We start from the raw sequence: 18,327 nt of genomic DNA on the forward strand, positions 1-18,327 counted from the left end.
GGACTGTAAATTAATATTAATCCTAATTTCTGTTCGTAACAGGAAAGTTGCGTGATATTTACCAGGAAAATTCTTACAATAGCGCGATGATTTTCCGACCATTTTCACGGAGCGACAGATGGCAAGTCATTTTGTACGTTGGAGCCTGACGGATGCCAACATTCCCCTACACCGACTCTCCCGACAGGTCACCGAAGCGGCGCAGACACTGCCGGAGCGGCGGCGAATGCGTTTTCTCGCCTCACGTATGCTGCTGGCCGAAACTATGCTGCGGCTGTACGGTATTCCTCAGTTGCCTGCGCTAACCGCCGCCCTTAACGGACGCCCGCGCTTTGCCGATCCCGACCTGCCGGATTTTAGTATTGCCTATGCGGGAAACATTATTGGCGTGCTGCTGGCGGAAGAAGGTACCTGTGCCGGGCTGGATATGGAAATCGTTCGCGCGCACAGCCGACAGACGCTGGAACAGTATTCCCGTGAAATCTCCTCCGGTGAAAAAGCCTGGGCGCAGGCGCAGGCCGATCCCGTAGAAGCCGCCACCCAGCTCTGGACGCTGCGGCAAAGCATACTCAAGCTCACGGACGATAAGGCAAAAGAGTCGCTAAGGCTCCATCCCGCTTCCGGACGGCTGCGATCGCTGCTTTTGCCGGATATTGAAGCCATTTCCGATGTTGAACCGCTGATTGTCTGGTCGTGCGCGCTTTCGCCAGGCTGCGAGCGTTTATCACTGTGGGAATTTGCGGAAAATAACTGGAAGGGACTGAGTTCGAAAAGTATGGGGCCGCGAACGCTACGGCTGACCAGCCTGCCGCCAGAGAAACTGGCGCATTTTTAACGAGCGGGCCGACGCTTATCGACCCGCCCGTTGGCTGTTAATGAGCGTCAATAAAAACGATTTTCAGCACGAAAAGCAGTCCTACCACGATGACGCATGGCGACATTTCACGCCAGCGGCCGGTACCCAGCTTCATCACGCAGTAAGAGATAAAGCCCAGCGCGATGCCTTCGGTAATAGAAAAGCTGAACGGCATCATCACCGTCGTCACGAAGGCCGGCACCGCTTCGGTTAAATCATCCCATTTCACGCGCGCAAGGCTGGAAGTCATCAGCACGCCAACGTAGATCAGCGCGCCAGCGGCCGCATAGGCTGGCACCATACCGGCCAGCGGCGACAGGAACATCACCAGCAGGAACAGAATACCTGTTACCACCGCCACCAGCCCGGTACGACCACCGATAGAAACGCCGGAAGAGCTTTCGATATAGGCGGTAACGGAAGAGGTACCGATATAAGCGCCCGCAACGGAGCTGATGCTGTCGACAAACAGCGCCTGCTTCATGCGTGGGAACGTCCCTTTTTCATCGGTCAGGCCCGCTTTGTCGGTCACGCCAATCAGCGTACCGGAAGAGTCAAACAGGTTAACCAGCATAAAGGAGAAGATGATGCCGGCCATGCCGATATTCAGCGAGCCTTTTAAATCGACCTGTCCCAGTACGGCGGTCATGCCGGACGGCGCAGAGAATACGCCGCCGTATTTGACGTCGCCAAGCGCCAGGCCAATCAGCGTGGTCACAACGATAGAGACCAGCACCGCGACGTGAATATTGCGCGAGGCCAGAATCGCGATGATAAAGAAGCCCAGCGCCCCCAGCAGTACGCTATGGGAGGTCAAATCGCCTACGGCCACCAGCGTTTCTTTATTTGGCACCACGATACCGGCATTTTTCAGGCCGATCATCGCAATAAATAACCCAATTCCGGCGGTAATCCCCACGCGCAGGCTCACCGGAATATTGGCGATCATCCAGTAACGCACGCGAAACAGCGTCAGCAGCAGCAGGCCTACGGCGCCCCAAAAAATAGCACCCATTCCCACCTGCCAGGAGATCCCCATGGCACCCACGACCACGAAGGCGAAAAAGGCGTTCAGGCCCATGGCAGGCGCCAGCGCTACCGGCAGATTGGCCACCAGGCCCATCAGGATACTGCCGAATGCAGCAATCAAACAGGTTGTCACAAACACGGCCTGCGTATTCATGCCCGCCACGCCAAGGATCTGCGGGTTGACGAAGACGATGTAAACCATGGTCAGAAAGGTCGTGAATCCGGCGACCACTTCCGTCCGCACCGTCGTGCCGTGTTCCTGGAGTTTAAAGATCCGCTGCAGTAGACCTGAGTTATTCATTGTGAGTTTCCAAAACGGAGAAAAGTTATCGTCGGCTATCCTAACTGATAAATTTTAATTTGCCAGAGAGCACCGGGGTTTTTTCGCAACCGATTGCGCCTCTTTTACCGTCACTTCACCGCCGTTAACTGAAATTGACATTTTCAGGTCGCATTCTGCTCAAGGATAATTAAAGTGGAGAGAACATTTATTATTAAGGATGAATCGATGTCGGTTAGCTGTGTATTTTTTGATTGTGACGGGACGCTGGTGGACAGCGAGCTGCTCTGTACCCAGGCCTATGTAAACACCTTTGCGCGCTACGGCGCCCGGCTGTCGCTACAGGAAATGTTTGAAAAATATAAAGGCGTGAAGCTGTACGATATCATCGCCGACGTTACCGCTGAGCATCATCTCAGCGCCAGCGTAGAAGAGCTGGAGCCTGCCTACCGTCAGGAAGTGGCGCGGCTGTTTGACGAACAGCTACAGCCGATTGCGGGCGCAAAAGCGCTGCTGGAGCAGATAACCGCGCCCATGTGCGTGGTATCCAACGGCACCGTACCGAAAATGCAGCATTCGCTTGGTCTGACCGGCATGCTGTCCTTTTTTGATGACCGGTTGTACAGCGGCTATACGATTGAGAGCTGGAAGCCCGATCCGGCGCTGATGTTCTACGCGGCGCGGCAAATGGCGGTGCCAATCGAGCAGTGTATTCTGGTAGACGATTCCGAGGCGGGAGCAAAAGCGGGTATTGCTGCCGGTATCCCGGTGTTCTATTACTGCGCGGACGCGCACAACCAGCCGCTGGATCATCCGCTGGTGACGCCTTTTAATGATATGGCCCAGCTGCCAGCGCTGTGGCGGGAAAGAGGCTGGCAGCTTACGCGCTGAAAACCGTTGCGCCGGAGAGCGTTTCTCGTCCGGCGGTTCCTGCTCAGCCAATGGCGCCCAGCGCGTCCTCTTTGCCCTGCGTTTTCGGCAGCAGAAACAGCGTGGCGATAATATCCAGCAGGTAGATCAGCGCCAGCAGGGTAATGGCCGCCCCGAAAGAAAGTTTTACCGCCAGCAGCCCAATGACCAGCGGGCCAAAGCCGCCGACGCCGCGTCCCAGATTGAATAAAACGTTCTGCGCCGTCGCGCGAACCTGCACGGGATAGGTATCAGAAATCAGCGCGCCGTAGCCGCCGATCATGCCGTTAACGAACATCCCCATCACCGCGCCGGTAAACAACATCACCATGGGATCGCGCAGCTGCGCATAGAGGATCACCATCGCCACTGCGCCAGTCTGGTAAAGCAAAAAGATTTTCCAGCGGGCAAAACGATCCGCCAGCATGCCGAATAGCCAGATACCAAAGGTCATCCCTACCACGGTCACCGCCGTCCACAGCCCGGATTTCGTCAGGGAAAAGCCAAAGCTGCTGGAGAGGTAAGCGGGCATCCAGATCATCAAACCGTAGTAGCCAAAGTTTTGCACCGAACAGAGGATAAAAATGCCCAGGCTGGCTTTGGCCGTCGCGGCGTCTTTAAACAGCAGCTTCAGCCTGGCGGCAAAGGACAATCCCTGATGAACATCTACGTGACGCGTAAAGCCTTCCGGCTCACCCAGTCCACGGCGGATCATGAATGAGGCGACCGCAGGCAATAATCCCACCAGAAACATACCGCGCCAGCCGATATAACCCAGCAGCAGCGGCGTGATAAAAGCCGCCAGCAGCACGCCAAGCTGCCAGCCAATACCAACCCAGGCAGAAGCCCGGTTACGTTTGCTGGCGGGCCACGCTTCCGCTATCAGCGCCATGCCAATGCCGAACTCGCCGCCCAGGCCGACACCCGCGAGCGTGCGGTACGTCAGCAGATCCCAGTAGCCCTGGGCAACGGCGCACAGGCCGGTAAACACGGCAAACATCAGAATAGTAAAGGTCAGCACACGGATGCGGCCAAGCCTGTCGCTGAGGTGGCCGAACACTACGCCGCCGATGACCGCGCCGATCAGCGTCCAGGTAACCAGCGAACCGGCCTGCGATGGCGTCAACGCCAGGGAGAGACTGATAGCGGGCAGCATAAAGCCGAGGATCAGCAGGTCAAAACCATCCATCGCATAGCCGCCGATGGCGGCCAGCATCGCTTTGCCGGGCGTCACGCTTTTTTTTAATGACTGAGTCACGGGAGTTCCTTGCCGGTGTTAAGTGCGGCAAGTATAAATGACGCGCGCGGGTCAACCAACCTTGCGGGCGAACCGATCATCAAAACAAAAGATGCGCATCAGGGCGATGAGCACCTTATGGAAGCCAGATAATCAGACCGGTTTTTCGTCGCTTTCGCCGGTCAGCAGCTCGTCCAGCTTATCGCCGCCGACGTGACGGAAATCCTGTCCCTTAACGAAATAGAAGATGATTTCGCAAATGTTCTGGCAGCGGTCGCCGATACGCTCAATGGCGCGAGCGCAGAACAGCGCGGTCAGCACGCTGGGAATCGTGCGCGGATCTTCCATCATGTAGGTCATCAGCTGGCGCACGATGCCTTCATATTCCTGGTCGACCTTTTTATCTTCCCGGTAAATCTCAATGGCAGCATTCAGATCCATCCGCGCAAAGGCGTCCAGCACATCGTGCAGCATCTGGATGGTGTGATAGCCCAGCGACTCCAGGCTAACCAGCAGCGACTGGTGCTGTTGGCCAAATTTTTCCAGCGCCGTGCGGCTGATTTTTTCCGCCACGTCGCCAATACGCTCCAGCTCGGAAATGGTTTTGATGATCGCCATCACCAGCCGTAGGTCGCTGGCGGTTGGCTGACGTTTGGCGATGATGCGTACGCAAGCCTCGTCAATCGACACTTCCATCATGTTAACTTTCTGGTCGCCATCGATGACGCGCTGCGCCAGTTCAGCATCCTGGTTATGCATCGCCACAATGGCATCCGTCAGCTGTTTTTCTACCATGCCGCCCATGGTCATAACCTGGGTACGAATGTGCTCCAGCTCGGCGTTGAACTGCCCGGAGATATGTTTATTCAGATTGAGGTTGTCCATGCACTTCTCCAGTCAACTTAACCATAGCGGCCAGTAATGTAGTCTTCGGTTTGTTTTTGGTGCGGTTTGGTAAACAGCGTATCCGTATCGCTAAACTCGATCAGCTCGCCCAGATACATAAAAGCCGTATGGTCAGAACAGCGCGCCGCCTGCTGCATGTTATGCGTCACGATCACGACGGTGTAATCCTGTTTCAGTTCGGTGATCAGCTCTTCGATGCGCCCGGTAGAGATCGGATCCAGCGCCGAGCAAGGCTCGTCCAGCAGCAGAACCTCAGGCCGGATAGCGATGCCGCGCGCGATACACAAACGCTGCTGCTGGCCGCCGGAAAGGCTGTAGCCACTCTGGTGCAGCTTGTCTTTGGTTTCGCTCCACAGCGCCGCTTTGGTCAGCGCCCATTGTACGCGCTCGTCCATCTCGGCACGGGAAAGTTTTTCAAATAAGCGCACGCCAAAAGCGATGTTATCGTAAATCGACATCGGGAACGGCGTTGGTTTTTGAAACACCATGCCCACGCGGGCGCGCAGCAGCGCAATGTCCTGGCTGGCGGTTAAGATATTTTCGCCATCCAGCAGAATTTCGCCTTCTGCGCGCTGCTCCGGATAGAGCGAAAACATTTTATTAAACGTACGCAGCAGCGTGGATTTGCCGCAGCCCGAGGGGCCGATAAAGGCGGTTACCTGGTTTTTAGCAATATTCAGATTGATGTTCTTCAGCGCGTGAAATTTCCCGTAGTAAAAATTCAAATCACGAACCTGGATCATATTGCCGGAAATGTTGTCAGCCATTCTCTTTCTCGCTTTTCTTCGCGCCGCCGTAGCCGCGCTTTTTTTAATCAGTGTTTGCTTTTGGCAAAAATCACGCGTGCCAGAATATTTAAAATCAACACGCAGACGGTAATCAGCAGCACGCCCGCCCAGGCCAGGCTCTGCCATTCGGCAAACGGGCTCATGGCGAACTTAAAGATCGTCACCGGCAGGTTAGCCAGCGGCTGCATCATGTCGGTGCTCCAGAACTGGTTAGAAAGCGACGTAAACAGCAGCGGGGCCGTTTCACCGGCGATACGCGCAACCGCCAGCAGGATGCCGGTCAGAATGCCCGAAACAGAAGCTTTCAACGTAATAGCGGAAATCATTTTCCATTTCGGCGTGCCCAGCGCATAGGCCGCTTCGCGCAGGCTGTCCGGCACCAGCTTCAGCATATTTTCCGTGGTGCGGATAACGATAGGGATTTGCAGCAGCGCCAGCGCTACCGCGCCCGCAAAACCGGAAAAGTGCTGCATCCGCGCCACCACCAGCGTGTAGACAAACAGGCCGACCACGATAGAAGGCGCGGAGAGCAGGATGTCGTTAATAAAGCGGATGGTTTCCGCCAGCCAGGATTTGCGGCCATATTCGGCCAGATAGATCCCGGCCAGAATGCCTAACGGCGTGCCGACCACCGTTGACCAGAACATCAGCAGGCCGCTGCCCATGATCGCGTTGGCCAGCCCGCCTCCGGCCGTGTTCGGCGGCGGCGTATTTTCCGTAAACAGCGACAGCGTCATGCCGTCGATGCCGCGCGTCACGGTGGCCCACAGTATCCACACCAGCCAGAACAGGCCAAAAGCCATGGTCAGCAGAGAGAGCGCCAGGGCAATACGGTTTTTCATGCGCCGCCATGCCTGCATTTTGCGGCGGGAGGCTTCCAGATCGGCACGGGACTGTAACGCCATCATGCTCATGAACGCGCTCCTTCACTTTTTGCCAGACGAAGGATCATCAGCTTCGAGCAGGCCAGCACAATAAAAGTAATCACGAACAGGATCAGGCCCAGCTCCATCAGCGCGGCGGTATGGACGCCGGACTCCGCTTCCGCAAACTCGTTTGCCAGCGCGGAGGTAATGCTGTTACCCGGCATAAACAGCGAAGCGCTGTCGAGCTGGTAGGTGTTGCCGATGATAAAGGTCACCGCCATGGTTTCGCCCAGCGCGCGGCCAAGACCTAGCATGACGCCGCCAATGACGCCGTTTTTGGTGAACGGCAGAACGATGCGCCAAATCACTTCCCAGGTCGTGCAGCCAATGCCGTAAGCGGACTCTTTCATCATCACTGGCGTCTGCTCGAACACGTCGCGCATCACCGAGGCGGTATAGGGAATAATCATAATGGCCAGGATAATACCGGCGGCCAGAATGCCGATCCCAAAGGCCGGGCCGGAGAAGAGCGCGCCAACAATGGGAATGTTCGCCATCAGGTCACCCAGCGGCGTCTGGAAATAGGTAGCAAACAGCGGCGCGAAGATAAACAGGCCCCACATGCCATAAACGATGCTGGGGATGGCGGCCAGCAGTTCAATCGCCACGCCCAAAGGACGCTTCAGCCAGTTTGGCGCAAGCTCAGTCAAAAACAGCGCAATACCGAAGCTGACGGGCACGGCGATAATCAGCGCGATAGCCGAGGTAACAAGCGTGCCGTAAATCGGCACCAGCGCCCCAAACTGTTCGTTAGGCGCATCCCAGGTTTTGGTCCACAGGAAAGAGAAGCCAAATTTCTGGATGCTGGGCCAGGAGGAGAAGATGAGCGAGACAATAATGCCGCCGAGCAGCAATAACACAATCAGCGCAGCCAGCTTAACCAGCGCGCTAAAAATAATGTCACCCTGCTTGCCGGGAGCGTTGAATGTCGGCCTGGATGTAGCCATAGAATTCTCGATAGTGAAAGTTTTTGGGCGGCGCAGAGGCCGCCCGGGACCTGTCATTCAGTCAGCTTAATACAGCGCTTTGCCTGAACTGTCCTTGATGTTAGTTTTCCATGCGGCGCGTACTTGATCGGCCACGGAGTCTGGCAGAGCCGCGTAATCCAGGCTGGTGGTAGTCTGGCTACCGTTTTTATAAGCCCAGTCAAAGAACTTCAGCACGGCAGCGCCCTTCTCGGCGTTAGCCTGATCTTTGTGCATCAGAATGAACGTGGTAGAGGTAATTGGCCACGCGTTGTCGCCTTTCTGGTACGTCAGATCCTGGGCAAAAGATTTGCTCCAGTCTGCGCCTTTCGCCGCGTCGCTAAAGCTCTGCTCGCCAGGGGAAACGGCTTTGCCGTCGGCATCCAGCAGTTTGGTATAGGCCAGGTTGTTCTGTTTGGCGTAGGCATATTCCACATAGCCGATGGAGCCAGGCAGACGCTGGACGAAAGCGGCGACGCCGTCGTTACCTTTGCCGCCCAGGCCAACTGGCCAGTTAACGGTGTTGCCTTTGCCCACCTTGCTGTTCCAGTCGCTGCTCACTTTCGCCAGGTAGCTGGTAAAGACAAACGAGGTGCCGGAACCGTCAGCGCGGCGAACCACGTTGATGTTGGAATCAGGCAGTTTGATCCCCGGATTCAGTGCAAGAATCGCCGGGTCATTCCATTTTTTTACGTTGCCCAGGTAGATATCGCCAACGGTTTTGCCGTCCAGCGTCAGCTCGCCCGACTTCACGCCGGGAATATTCACCGCCAGCACCACGCCACCGATCACGGTAGGGAACTGGAACAGGCCGTTTTTCTGTAAATCTTCATCTTTCATCGGCGCATCGGAAGCCCCGAAATCGACAGTTTTGGCAATAATCTGTTTTACGCCGCCGGAGGAACCAATGCCCTGATAGTTAATCTGCGCGCCTGTTGCTTTGTTGTACTCGGCCGCCCACTTGTTATAAACCGGTGCCGGGAAAGTCCCGCCTGCACCCGTAAGATTATCGGCGGCAAAAGCGGAAACCGCGCTCAGTGAAAGCGTGACAGCCACGCATTGAGCCAGGGTTTTTTGCATCAGTGTCATATTCCCTCCAGGGGATTAAAGTCAGTCTTTATACTGTTTTAGTCTGAATAATGATTGCTGCTGGAGGCAAAATAGGACAGTTTGATGACAGTAACATGTCCACAATATGACAGTTTTATGACGACCTTCTTTTATCTCTCTGGCGCAGAAAAAGCCGGTTTGAATCAAGCCTGCCGTCGCGGCATTCTGTTTACCCGTTTCTTCTGGCGGACTACTCCTGCACGGCAACGGCACGAGGCTGGCGAGGCCGCGTCGCCCACAGCGAAGAAGCAACAATCAGTATGCCGCCCAGCCAGGCAAGCGGCGTCAGCGCTTCCTGTAGCCACAGGACGGCGAACAGCGCGCCGAAAAGCGGCTCCGACCCCATTAACAACGATGCCCGCGTGGCGGTAGTACGTTTCACCGCGTAGTTTTGCGCAAAGAAAGCAAACAGCGTGCAGAAAAGTACCATGTAGAGCGTGATGCTCCAGAAGCTGAAACTGTCTGGCAGCGGTGGAATACCTTTTTGGGTAAGCAGTAACGCTATCAGCGAACCGCAGGCGACGACGCCGGTTTGCACCGCCGTTAAAGCCAGTGCCGGAATAGCCCGGTGCTGGATCAGTTTTCTGGTCAGGCAAACCATTAACGCCCGCAGCAGCGCCGCCGCCAGCATCAGCAGATCGCCGCCGTTCATGGCAATATGCGTCGTACCGGTCAGCAGCAGCGCGCCGAACAGAGACAACGCCGCCGCAATAAAGATGTCGTTTTCAGGCCGCTGGCGAAACATCAGCCATTCCACAAAAGGCGTCAGCACTACGCAAAGGCTGATCAGGAAAGCAGCGTTACTGGCGCTGGTATGCGCCACGCCATAGGTTTCGCAGAGAAAAATAGTGAACAGCACGGTGCCTAAAGCGATGCCTGGCGGTACTGCCTGTCGCCAGACGTTTTTCAACGTAGGCAGCAGGATAAGAAAGGTAAGCAGAAAACGAATCAGCAGAAAGCCCACCACGGGATAAAAAAGCAGCGCCTGCTTTGCCAGACCGTAGCTGGTGCCCCATACCACGGCCACCGCCAGCAGCAGCCATTCCGCACTCGGTTTTATTCTGTTATTAATCATGATAAATATCCGATAAAAAAGGCTGAAAAAGCAGCACATTGCTTTCCTCACGTACCGTGCAGCCTGTATGGTTAACTGCATTGCCGAGCGGCGATTATGGGCGATGTTTTTCCGATAAATAATCAGGGCTGATAAACAAGACTTTTGCGCTATGAGAACAAATCAACACATGGGTTTGCTGCCTTATATGGCGGTTTTCGTAAAAGTTGTGGAGGCGGGAAGCTTTTCCGCAGCGGCTGAACAGCTGGATACCACCGCCTCGTCGGTCAGCCGCCAGATTGCCAGCCTTGAAAAAGCGCTGGCGGTAAAGCTGCTGGAAAGAACCACGCGGCGGCTAAAGCTTACCGCCGCCGGAACGGAAGCCTTTGCGCACTGTAGCGAGATGATACGATCGGCGCAGTCGGTGCTGGATTTGGCCGAACGAATCAATACTGCGCCGCAGGGGCTGGTAAAAATCAGCGCGCCGCGCGCCTGGGGCAAAGTGCTGATTGCGCCGCATATTGAAGAATTTTTGCAGCGTTATCCGCAGGTCGATATCCAGCTCAGGCTGACGGATCGCCCCGTCGACCTTATCAGCGACGACGTTGATTTAATTGTGCGTATAACCGACAGGCCGCCCGAAAACCTGGCGGCGCGGCCTTTGTTTCGGGTGAACCATGTTCTTTGCGCCTCTGCTGATTATCTACGTGATAACGGCTGTCCGCAGCATCCCGCCGATCTGGCGCAGCACAGCTGTATTTATTTGGGTGAAGTGGCCGGGGATGACATCTGGAAATTCCGACATCTGCAAACGCGGGAGTGTATTAGCGTAAAGGTACGCGGCCGCTACGCCACCAACCACAGCAAGGCGCGTCTGGAAGGCGTGCTTAGCCACTTAGGCATTGGCTGTTTCCCCCGGTTTGCCGTACGTGATGCGCTTGCCGCAGGCATTGTTACCGAGGTGCTGTCAGACTGGGATTATATGAACGCCTATTACGGTATGTCCTGGATCCTCTATCATCCCGATCGTTTCTTACCGCCAAAATGCCGGGCGCTGATCGATTTTCTGGTAGAGAAGATTGTCAGCGACAATACGTAATCTCATCTCTTCCTATAGTCGCCTGAAAAAAGTAGCGATTTTAGTAGCGGTTACCTTTTTTATTTATCTTCCGGCCGAGAGACGGCTGTCAGGGAATGCCGATAATTTCGCCATAAAAAAAGCCCGGTATACTTGTTTGAGAAGTATAGCCGGGCTTTATCGCTGTCAGACCTGCCGTACTGACAGGAGCAGCAACTTTATGGGTTACTCGACCGTCACCGATTTTGCCAGGTTACGCGGCTGATCCACGTCTGTGCCTTTAATCAGCGCAACGTGGTAGGAAAGCAGCTGTAGCGGCACGGTATAGAAGATTGGCGCAATAATATCTTCTACGTGCGGCAGTGGAATAATGCGCATGCCTTCGCTGTCCACAAAACCGGCATCCCTGTCGGCGAACACATAGAGCAGGCCGCCACGCGCGCGCACCTCTTCAATGTTCGACTTCAGTTTTTCCAGCAGCTCGTTGTTTGGTGCCACCACGATAACCGGCATTTCAGCATCGATCAGCGCCAGCGGGCCATGTTTCAGCTCGCCAGCCGCATAGGCTTCTGCATGGATATAGGAGATCTCTTTGAGCTTCAGCGCGCCTTCCATCGCAATCGGATACTGATCGCCACGGCCCAGGAACAGCGCGTGATGCTTATCAGAGAACTCTTCCGCCAGCGTTTCAATCAGCTTGTCCTGGGACAGCATCTGCTCAATGCGGCTCGGCAATGCCTGTAAACCGTGCACGATATCGTGCTCGATCTGCGCATCGACGCCCTTCAGGCGGCCAATTTTCGCTACCAGCATCAGTAAAACGGTCAGCTGGGTGGTAAACGCTTTAGTGGAAGCTACGCCGATTTCCGTGCCGGCCTTGGTCATCAGCGCCAGATCGGACTCGCGCACCAGCGAAGAACCGGCCACGTTACAGATTGCCAGCGAGCCGAGATAGCCCAGCTCTTTTGACAGGCGCAGCGCCGCCAGCGTATCTGCTGTTTCGCCGGACTGCGACAGCGTAATCATCAGGCTGTTTTTACGTACTGCCGATTTGCGATAGCGGAACTCAGAAGCAATCTCTACGTCACACGGCACGTTGGCCAGCGCTTCAAACCAGTAGCGGGAAACCATACCGGAGTTGTAAGAGGTGCCACAGGCGACGATCTGAATATGCTCAACCTGCGCCAGCAGCGCACTGGCGTTCGGCCCAAGCTCCGAAAGGTCAACCTCGCCGTGACTGAAACGCCCGCTCAGGGTGTTTTTAATCGCCATCGGCTGCTCGTAGATCTCTTTCTGCATGTAGTGGCGATAAAGCCCTTTATCGCCCGCATCGTACTGTACGTTAGATTCGATTTCGCTGCGCTGCACGCGCTCGCCCAGACGGTCGAAAATGGTCACGTCACGGCGGGTCACTTCTGCAATATCGCCTTCTTCCAGATAGACAAAGCGACGCGTTACCGGCAGCAGCGCCAGCTGGTCAGAGGCGATAAAGTTTTCGCCCACGCCACGGCCAATCACCAGCGGGCTGCCTGAGCGCGCGGCCACCAGCACGGAAGGATCGCGGCTGTCCATTATCACCATGCCGTACGCACCGCGTAGCTGAGGAATAACGCGTTGCACCACTTCACGCAGCGATCCGCCGCCCTGCTTCTGCTCCCAGTGCACCAGATGCGCCACCACTTCCGTATCCGTTTCGGAAGCAAAGTGGTAACCCAGCGCCTTCATCCGCTCACGCAGCGGCTCGTGGTTTTCAATAATGCCGTTATGTACGATAACGATATGTTCTGAGATATGAGGATGGGCGTTAGCTTCTGACGGCTCGCCGTGCGTTGCCCAACGCGTATGCGCGATCCCCGTTCCGCCAACCAGCGGCGTAGTTTCTGCCGCTTCCGCCAGTTTCTGCACCTTGCCTAAGCGGCGAAGGCGAGTGATTTTTCCTTCAGAGGTGACGACAGCCAGACCGGCGGAGTCGTAACCCCGATACTCCAGGCGACGTAATCCCTCTAACAGGATTTCTGCGATATCACGTTGCGCTACTGCACCAACAATTCCACACATAGTTGTATTCCTGACGTTATGGCCTTGGCCATTAACTTAGTCTTTTGCCTGTTTGTTCCGGTTATTTCCGGTGCCCCGAGCCTTGTAGAGAGTGGGGTTATTTTTATGTGGGATGACCAGCATCCCTTACTGCTGTCGGGCGATCTTCGCCGCCCGTAAAATTATTTTTTCTTTGCTGGCCGCTGCCAGTCGGTTTTCAGATTCTGATCTTTACGATTGTAGGCCAAACCTTTAGCCGGGATATCTTTCATGACCGTGGTGCCGGCCGCAATGGTCGAGCCTGCCGCGACCGATACCGGCGCCACCAGCTGCGTATCTGAACCGACAAACACATCGTCGCCGATTACCGTCAGCGATTTATTTACGCCGTCATAGTTACAGGTGATGGTGCCGGCACCGATATTCACGTTGGCACCAATTTCCGCATCGCCCAGATAGCTCAGATGGCCCGCTTTAGAGCCTTTGCCCAGCGAGGCTTTTTTCATTTCAACAAAGTTACCGACGTGCGCGCCCTCGGCAAGGGAGCTGCCCGGCCGCAGACGAGCAAACGGGCCGACGGTGCAGGCTGTCGCCAGCACGGCGTTTTCCAGCACGCTATACGGGCTGATTTCGCAGTCGTCGCCGATGGTGCAGTTTTTCAACACGCAGCCGCTGCCAATTTTTACCCGAGCGCCAAGATGAACTTTGCCTTCAATAATGACGTTGGTGTCGATCTCTACATCACGACCGTGCGTGAGTTCGCCACGCAGATCGAAACGGGCGGGATCTTTCAGCATCACGCCAGCCAGCAGCAGCTTTTCCGCCTGCTGCGCCTGATAAATACGTTCCAGCGTCGCCAGCTGTAGACGGTTATTTACGCCATCCGTTTCGGAACTGCGCGCAGGCTGTACCGTTTGCGTTGTGCGGCCTTCCTGGTGCGCCAGCGCGATAATATCCGTGATGTAATATTCGCCCTGGGCGTTATCGTTAGTCAGCTTGCTTAGCCAGCGTTTTAAATCGGCACCGTTGGCCAGCAGAATGCCGGTGTTGATTTCACGAATGGCCAGCTGTTCCGGCGTGGCATCTTTTTGTTCAACGATGCCTACCACCTGATCCTGCTCGCGCAGAATACGACCGTAGCCGGTAGGGTTATCCAGAATGACCGTCAGCAGCGCGATACCGCCCTGGGGTTTGGCCTGGCGAAGACGCTGTAGCGTTTCGGTGGAAATCAAAGGCACATCGCCATATAGCATCAGGATATCTTCGCCATCGGCAAAGTAAGGCGCGGCCTGCTGCATTGCGTGGCCGGTGCCCAGCTGCTCTGCCTGCAATACCCAGTTCAATGACGGATCCGTTAAGGTGGACTGCAAAAGCTCGCCGCCATGGCCATAAACCAGATGAACGTTATCCGCCCCTACGCCGTTAGCCGCATCAATAACGTGCTGAACCATGGGCTTACCGGCTAACAGATGAAGAACTTTAGGGAGATCGGAATACATACGGGTTCCCTTGCCTGCTGCAAGGATCACCACACTCATGGCGCTGTTTGACATAGATAACCTGCCTGGTTTTTGAAATCTGCCTTTACGGCGAAAAGTAGACCTGGTTTGCGATAAAATTACTACTTCTTTTACCGTTCAAAAATACTTTCTACCGGGCCAAAAAAGGGAAAATTCCTGCTGGTACAGGGAATTTTCCCTTAGCGCTGGCATGATATCATCAAAGCTCATCTGCGCCTTACTGTTCTGGAATGGGCTACGGTTATGACGCTCAAATCTGCTTACTCTCCAGCCAGCCTGAGACTTTTTTCTGTAGCACCACGATCACCTCACTGCCGCTGGTGCCTGCTATGGCGGCAAGCAGCAGCGTTTGCGTGATGCTGGTGGGAAAATCAATACAGATCAGGCCGACAATAAATCCGGTGAACATGGAAATAAAAACGTGCTTTGAAAAATAACTTAGCTTGCCTTTAACATTTTCCAGCAGTTCGCTATGAATAAAGTAATTCACCACGCCGCCGACGCTGGCAACTATCATAGAATCGATCAGATTATTTTCTGTCAACATCCTCAACAGTACTAAACTTTCATTATTACCTGTCATAACGTAAACCTTATAAATATAAATCAGCTTTTAAACATGCTCGATTTATTTTTTGGGAGAAAAATATTTTTTTCGCACTCCCTGCGATAGATTAACTCTTTAATCAGAATATTATTAACATAAATCCAGCTGCCAAACTGCTCTGCCGCGGCGGCATAACACCCCTGGTTTAAAAACATCAGTAGCGTTGACGGCTGGCCGCTGCGCAGCTCAACCAGGCCACTGCTTACCCCTCTCTTCCCTGCGCCAATATCAAGGGTCAGGGAGACAAGCGCATCAAATTGATTTTGCGTGAGAGGAATATCGACAGCGCTATTAACAATATCACCGCATCTTTTTATATCCTGATGCAGCAAAACCTCTGCCTCTTCTGGCGTAATAACATCACCAGCTGCAATATTGTTTTTATGTCCGTAACCAATAGCCCATAGTCCCGACGCATTCAGATAAGCTTTTGGCTGGAATCCTCTTGTGGCTTTTATAAAGCCAATACCATTTTGAGAAACGTTCATTACCGTTCGCCATACAAGATAAAATAAAGAGCGTCTTCTAAGAAGACACTCTTTGGTGGTATCAATCGATTACCCTAAATCCGTTACAGCACTGACCATGGCTTGCCGTACTGGCCGGTGGTTTCTTCCAGACCCGGCTCGCTTCCTTTGTTCCAGAAGCGGGCAATGTAGTTAACGCCTTTGTATGAAACTTTGTCGTTTTCTACATAAATTTCCGTTGCGCTCCACTCAGCGTAGTCAGAAGGCTCTGCCGGTGTAACCGGGTGCCATTCCGTAGCAATCCAGAACGCATACGAGGAGCTACTGCTGTTGCCTTTTGCATCGGTAACAGTGAGATCTACTCTGGCAACAGAATCGGCAGAAACCGTTGGCATTTGCGCTTCCGTCTCTTCAGACTGCGGCGCGCTTAGCTGGATACTGCTGGTTGCAGACCAATCGTATTTGACTGCGTTAGCTGAATTTATAGCGCTGAACACCAGCTTGCAGCCATTTGGCACTTTCATGGTGATAACGGCTTCAGGACCTACTTTATCTTCACCTGGATCTACCGGGTCGATTGGGTCAACTGGGTCAACTGGGTCAACCGGGTCAACCGGGTCAACCGGGTCAACCGGGTCAACCGGGTCAACCGGGTCAACCGGGTCAACCGGGTCAACTGGGTCAACTGGGTCAACTGGGTCAACTGGTTCTACCGGGTCAACTGGTTCTACCGGGTCAACTGGTTCTACCGGGTCAACTGGCGTTTCGCCATCAATGTTGATGCCTTTAAAGTAGAAAGGGGCCATATCGATGTTCTGCTGAACAATTGGGCAACCCATCCCTTCGCGACCCGCGTTTACCAGCAGGCCGTTATCGTTATCGATAGTCCAGGTGAACAGACCGCCCAGGCCTTTTTCGATAACGTATCGTGCTTTTTCACGTACGGTACGCGGAGTATCAATAGAGTGGAAAACCTTAGAGGTTGGGCTGTACAGATAGTCCGCACAGGCGACGTCATCGGTATAGACGTTATAGCCGTTACGACCACACTGGTTTTCCAGATCCAGGTAGTTGTTAATCACGTCATACCATTCAACACAGCCGGACTCAAAAGTACCTACGGTAGTGCCGCTGCCGTCGTAAGAACCTTTTAATGGTGAGAACGAACTAATGTCGCTGCCTTTGGCACTACGTGAGTAACCTACATAACCAATGTTAATCGCTTCAGGATCCACACCCAGTTCCAGCAGATACTCAACCGCTTCTTCCAGGCTATAGGTAGAGTGTGGCGTTTTGTACAGATTGGTATGATGGCCCAGACCGTCTGCCCATGGCGTACCAAAGAAGTCATAGGTCATCAGGTTGATGCCGTAAAGACCGGCTGAAATCAGCTCTTTGATATTGGAGTACTTCAGTACATCGATATTGGCTGAAGCCGCGATGCTGATTTTTACATGGCTCAGGCTATTAGCCTGTAGCGCTTTGTTCAGGCTATCCATCAGCTTAACGTAGTTGGCGCTATCTTCCGGGCCGTAAGGGTTACCGGCACCGGCTGCGTTTGGATATTCCCAGTCGATATCGATTTCAGAGAACATTGGGAAGCGCTGCATGAAATCGATAATGCTGGCTACCAGCGTATCAATGGCGCTCTGGCTTTTGGCCAGTTCGTGGAACGCTTCGCTCATGGTCCAGCCGCCCAGGCTGAAAGAGAGCTTCAGATCGTGGCCCTGTGAGGCTGCTTTTTTCTGCAGGTCACGCATCGCGCCCAGCACACCCTGCAGGTTAGGGTTATCCTGATAGAAGCAGTCTCCCTGGCCATCGGCAGGATAAGTAGTACCAGGGCCAAAACCAAAGGCTTTCCAGCCAGAGTAGCCGCAGTTAACGTAAGACTGGCAGTCGCCCCACGGATCCAGAATGGTCATCTCATTCGTTTTCTTACCGGTCCAGGCCGCTGCCTGATCGATTTTTTGCTTATTGGCGCCTTTATCACCCACGATGCCGGTAAAGCCAAAAATGATTTTATCGTAAGCGGTTGGGTCCAGTTTGGTGATATCGATACCGCGACCACGCAGATCTTTAGCAAGAGCGCCGTTATTATCAGTCTGACGCTGATCGTAGTGGGCCCAGTCAGTGTAGTAACCAAACAGTTTAGGTTTACCCGCTGTATTATATTTGTTGTATACGCGTTGAGCTACACGGCCAGAGGTATAGCTGTATTCAGATGTATTGGTTTTTGGATCAAAGCCATCCATCTTATACGACTGCTCGGTGTAGGTATCCTTTTGAATCAATTTACTCATGGTAAATCCTTATCAGATAGAAGTTATAGTGAAATGCTCATCACGGGATTACCCTGAAGGCGAAGTCACTTTTACCTGATACCGTTACGCTCGCCAGTTACAAATAAAGAATAATGTTTAGCAAGCAGGATTATCCGTTAAATAAAAATTATTCAAACTTTACGCTGTATGAAAAGCCGTATAGTCGTGACTCATAAGTTGCGGCTTTAAATATAGTTATAATTAAGGCTGCATTGAGGACGCATTTTTTATCAATCA

The 18,327-nt window shown here is 53.9% G+C and carries 16 protein-coding genes; 3 read left to right on the forward strand and 13 right to left on the reverse strand.

The features are described from left to right. The first annotated feature begins 118 nt into the window (after nucleotides 1–118). Nucleotides 119–835, forward strand: coding sequence for a 4'-phosphopantetheinyl transferase family protein (locus KUE00_RS12970; RefSeq protein ID WP_246760312.1), 717 nt, complete (start codon nucleotides 119–121; stop codon nucleotides 833–835). Nucleotides 836–872: 37 nt separating this feature from the next. Here the strand turns inward: KUE00_RS12970 and KUE00_RS12975 are convergent, their stop codons facing one another. After that, a complete protein-coding gene (locus KUE00_RS12975; RefSeq protein ID WP_246760313.1) occupies nucleotides 873–2,186 on the reverse strand; it encodes an NCS2 family permease in 1,314 nt (437 codons plus the stop codon). 207 nt (nucleotides 2,187–2,393) lie between these two features. On the opposite strand from KUE00_RS12975, the gene yieH reads away from it, so the two are divergent. Further along, nucleotides 2,394–3,056: a 6-phosphogluconate phosphatase gene (gene yieH / locus KUE00_RS12980; RefSeq protein WP_246760361.1), complete on the forward strand. Its 663-nt coding sequence runs from the start codon at nucleotides 2,394–2,396 to the stop codon at nucleotides 3,054–3,056. Between the two features lie 43 nt (nucleotides 3,057–3,099). Here yieH and KUE00_RS12985 read toward each other — a convergent pair whose 3' ends face one another. The 7 genes from KUE00_RS12985 to KUE00_RS13015 all read right to left on the reverse strand — a co-directional run bounded on the left by KUE00_RS12985 (nucleotide 3,100) and on the right by KUE00_RS13015 (nucleotide 10,081). Then, on the reverse strand, nucleotides 3,100–4,290 hold the full coding sequence (locus KUE00_RS12985; RefSeq protein ID WP_246760362.1) for an MFS transporter: 1,191 nt from the start codon (nucleotides 4,288–4,290) through the stop codon (nucleotides 3,100–3,102). A 174-nt stretch (nucleotides 4,291–4,464) separates the two neighbouring features. Beyond that, the gene (phoU, locus tag KUE00_RS12990) at nucleotides 4,465–5,196 is read right to left on the reverse strand and encodes a phosphate signaling complex protein PhoU (protein ID WP_246760314.1); all 732 of its coding nucleotides are present in this window, start codon (nucleotides 5,194–5,196) and stop codon (nucleotides 4,465–4,467) included. A gap of 17 nt (nucleotides 5,197–5,213) precedes the next feature. Beyond that, a complete protein-coding gene (gene pstB, locus KUE00_RS12995; RefSeq protein WP_246760315.1) occupies nucleotides 5,214–5,984 on the reverse strand; it encodes a phosphate ABC transporter ATP-binding protein PstB in 771 nt (256 codons plus the stop codon). A 47-nt stretch (nucleotides 5,985–6,031) separates the two neighbouring features. Continuing rightward, a complete protein-coding gene (gene pstA / locus KUE00_RS13000; protein WP_246760316.1) occupies nucleotides 6,032–6,919 on the reverse strand; it encodes a phosphate ABC transporter permease PstA in 888 nt (295 codons plus the stop codon). Then, nucleotides 6,916–7,878, reverse strand: coding sequence for a phosphate ABC transporter permease PstC (gene pstC / locus KUE00_RS13005; protein ID WP_246760317.1), 963 nt, complete (start codon nucleotides 7,876–7,878; stop codon nucleotides 6,916–6,918). Before pstC ends, pstA begins: the two co-directional genes overlap by 4 nt. Nucleotides 7,879–7,944: 66 nt before the next feature. Beyond that, on the reverse strand, nucleotides 7,945–8,985 hold the full coding sequence (pstS, locus tag KUE00_RS13010; protein WP_246760318.1) for a phosphate ABC transporter substrate-binding protein PstS: 1,041 nt from the start codon (nucleotides 8,983–8,985) through the stop codon (nucleotides 7,945–7,947). A gap of 211 nt (nucleotides 8,986–9,196) precedes the next feature. After that, on the reverse strand, nucleotides 9,197–10,081 hold the full coding sequence (locus tag KUE00_RS13015; protein ID WP_246760319.1) for a DMT family transporter: 885 nt from the start codon (nucleotides 10,079–10,081) through the stop codon (nucleotides 9,197–9,199). Nucleotides 10,082–10,232: 151 nt separating this feature from the next. Here KUE00_RS13015 and KUE00_RS13020 point away from each other — a divergent pair, with 151 nt between their 5' ends. After that, nucleotides 10,233–11,159, forward strand: coding sequence for a LysR family transcriptional regulator (locus tag KUE00_RS13020; protein ID WP_246760320.1), 927 nt, complete (start codon nucleotides 10,233–10,235; stop codon nucleotides 11,157–11,159). A gap of 204 nt (nucleotides 11,160–11,363) precedes the next feature. Here KUE00_RS13020 and glmS read toward each other — a convergent pair whose 3' ends face one another. The 5 genes from glmS to KUE00_RS13045 all read right to left on the reverse strand — a co-directional run bounded on the left by glmS (nucleotide 11,364) and on the right by KUE00_RS13045 (nucleotide 18,069). Continuing rightward, complete coding sequence (gene glmS, locus KUE00_RS13025) at nucleotides 11,364–13,196, reverse strand: glutamine--fructose-6-phosphate transaminase (isomerizing) (protein ID WP_246760321.1); 1,833 nt, start codon at nucleotides 13,194–13,196, stop codon at nucleotides 11,364–11,366. A gap of 161 nt (nucleotides 13,197–13,357) precedes the next feature. Continuing rightward, nucleotides 13,358–14,728 (reverse strand): bifunctional UDP-N-acetylglucosamine diphosphorylase/glucosamine-1-phosphate N-acetyltransferase GlmU, encoded by a 1,371-nt coding sequence (gene glmU / locus KUE00_RS13030; RefSeq protein ID WP_246760322.1) that lies wholly within the window; start codon nucleotides 14,726–14,728, stop codon nucleotides 13,358–13,360. A gap of 217 nt (nucleotides 14,729–14,945) precedes the next feature. Next, nucleotides 14,946–15,278 (reverse strand): phage holin family protein, encoded by a 333-nt coding sequence (locus KUE00_RS13035; protein ID WP_246760323.1) that lies wholly within the window; start codon nucleotides 15,276–15,278, stop codon nucleotides 14,946–14,948. A gap of 23 nt (nucleotides 15,279–15,301) precedes the next feature. After that, entirely contained in the window at nucleotides 15,302–15,790 is a 489-nt protein-coding gene (locus KUE00_RS13040; RefSeq protein WP_246760324.1) for a lysozyme, read from the reverse strand. Nucleotides 15,791–15,873: 83 nt separating this feature from the next. Next, nucleotides 15,874–18,069: a glycoside hydrolase family 18 protein gene (locus KUE00_RS13045; RefSeq protein WP_246760325.1), complete on the reverse strand. Its 2,196-nt coding sequence runs from the start codon at nucleotides 18,067–18,069 to the stop codon at nucleotides 15,874–15,876. Between the last annotated feature and the right edge of the window lie 258 nt (nucleotides 18,070–18,327).

Origin of the sequence: Erwinia phyllosphaerae (genome assembly GCF_019132875.1) — a bacterium.
Lineage (GTDB): Bacteria > Pseudomonadota > Gammaproteobacteria > Enterobacterales > Enterobacteriaceae > Erwinia > Erwinia phyllosphaerae.

Coding starts and splice junctions, on each gene's coding strand:
- pstA (WP_246760316.1), bottom strand. CDS start 6,919: ATGAGCATGATGGCGTTACAGTCCCGTGCCGATCTGGAAGCCTCCCGC.
- KUE00_RS13020 (WP_246760320.1), top strand. CDS start 10,233: ATGAGAACAAATCAACACATGGGTTTGCTGCCTTATATGGCGGTTTTC.
- glmU (WP_246760322.1), bottom strand. CDS start 14,728: ATGTCAAACAGCGCCATGAGTGTGGTGATCCTTGCAGCAGGCAAGGGA.
- KUE00_RS13045 (WP_246760325.1), bottom strand. CDS start 18,069: ATGAGTAAATTGATTCAAAAGGATACCTACACCGAGCAGTCGTATAAG.
- KUE00_RS12985 (WP_246760362.1), bottom strand. CDS start 4,290: ATGCTGGCCGCCATCGGCGGCTATGCGATGGATGGTTTTGACCTGCTG.
- KUE00_RS12975 (WP_246760313.1), bottom strand. CDS start 2,186: ATGAATAACTCAGGTCTACTGCAGCGGATCTTTAAACTCCAGGAACAC.
- pstS (WP_246760318.1), bottom strand. CDS start 8,985: ATGACACTGATGCAAAAAACCCTGGCTCAATGCGTGGCTGTCACGCTT.
- KUE00_RS12970 (WP_246760312.1), top strand. CDS start 119: ATGGCAAGTCATTTTGTACGTTGGAGCCTGACGGATGCCAACATTCCC.
- KUE00_RS13015 (WP_246760319.1), bottom strand. CDS start 10,081: ATGATTAATAACAGAATAAAACCGAGTGCGGAATGGCTGCTGCTGGCG.
- yieH (WP_246760361.1), top strand. CDS start 2,394: ATGTCGGTTAGCTGTGTATTTTTTGATTGTGACGGGACGCTGGTGGAC.
- KUE00_RS13035 (WP_246760323.1), bottom strand. CDS start 15,278: ATGACAGGTAATAATGAAAGTTTAGTACTGTTGAGGATGTTGACAGAA.
- pstC (WP_246760317.1), bottom strand. CDS start 7,878: ATGGCTACATCCAGGCCGACATTCAACGCTCCCGGCAAGCAGGGTGAC.
- pstB (WP_246760315.1), bottom strand. CDS start 5,984: ATGGCTGACAACATTTCCGGCAATATGATCCAGGTTCGTGATTTGAAT.
- phoU (WP_246760314.1), bottom strand. CDS start 5,196: ATGGACAACCTCAATCTGAATAAACATATCTCCGGGCAGTTCAACGCC.
- glmS (WP_246760321.1), bottom strand. CDS start 13,196: ATGTGTGGAATTGTTGGTGCAGTAGCGCAACGTGATATCGCAGAAATC.
- KUE00_RS13040 (WP_246760324.1), bottom strand. CDS start 15,790: ATGAACGTTTCTCAAAATGGTATTGGCTTTATAAAAGCCACAAGAGGA.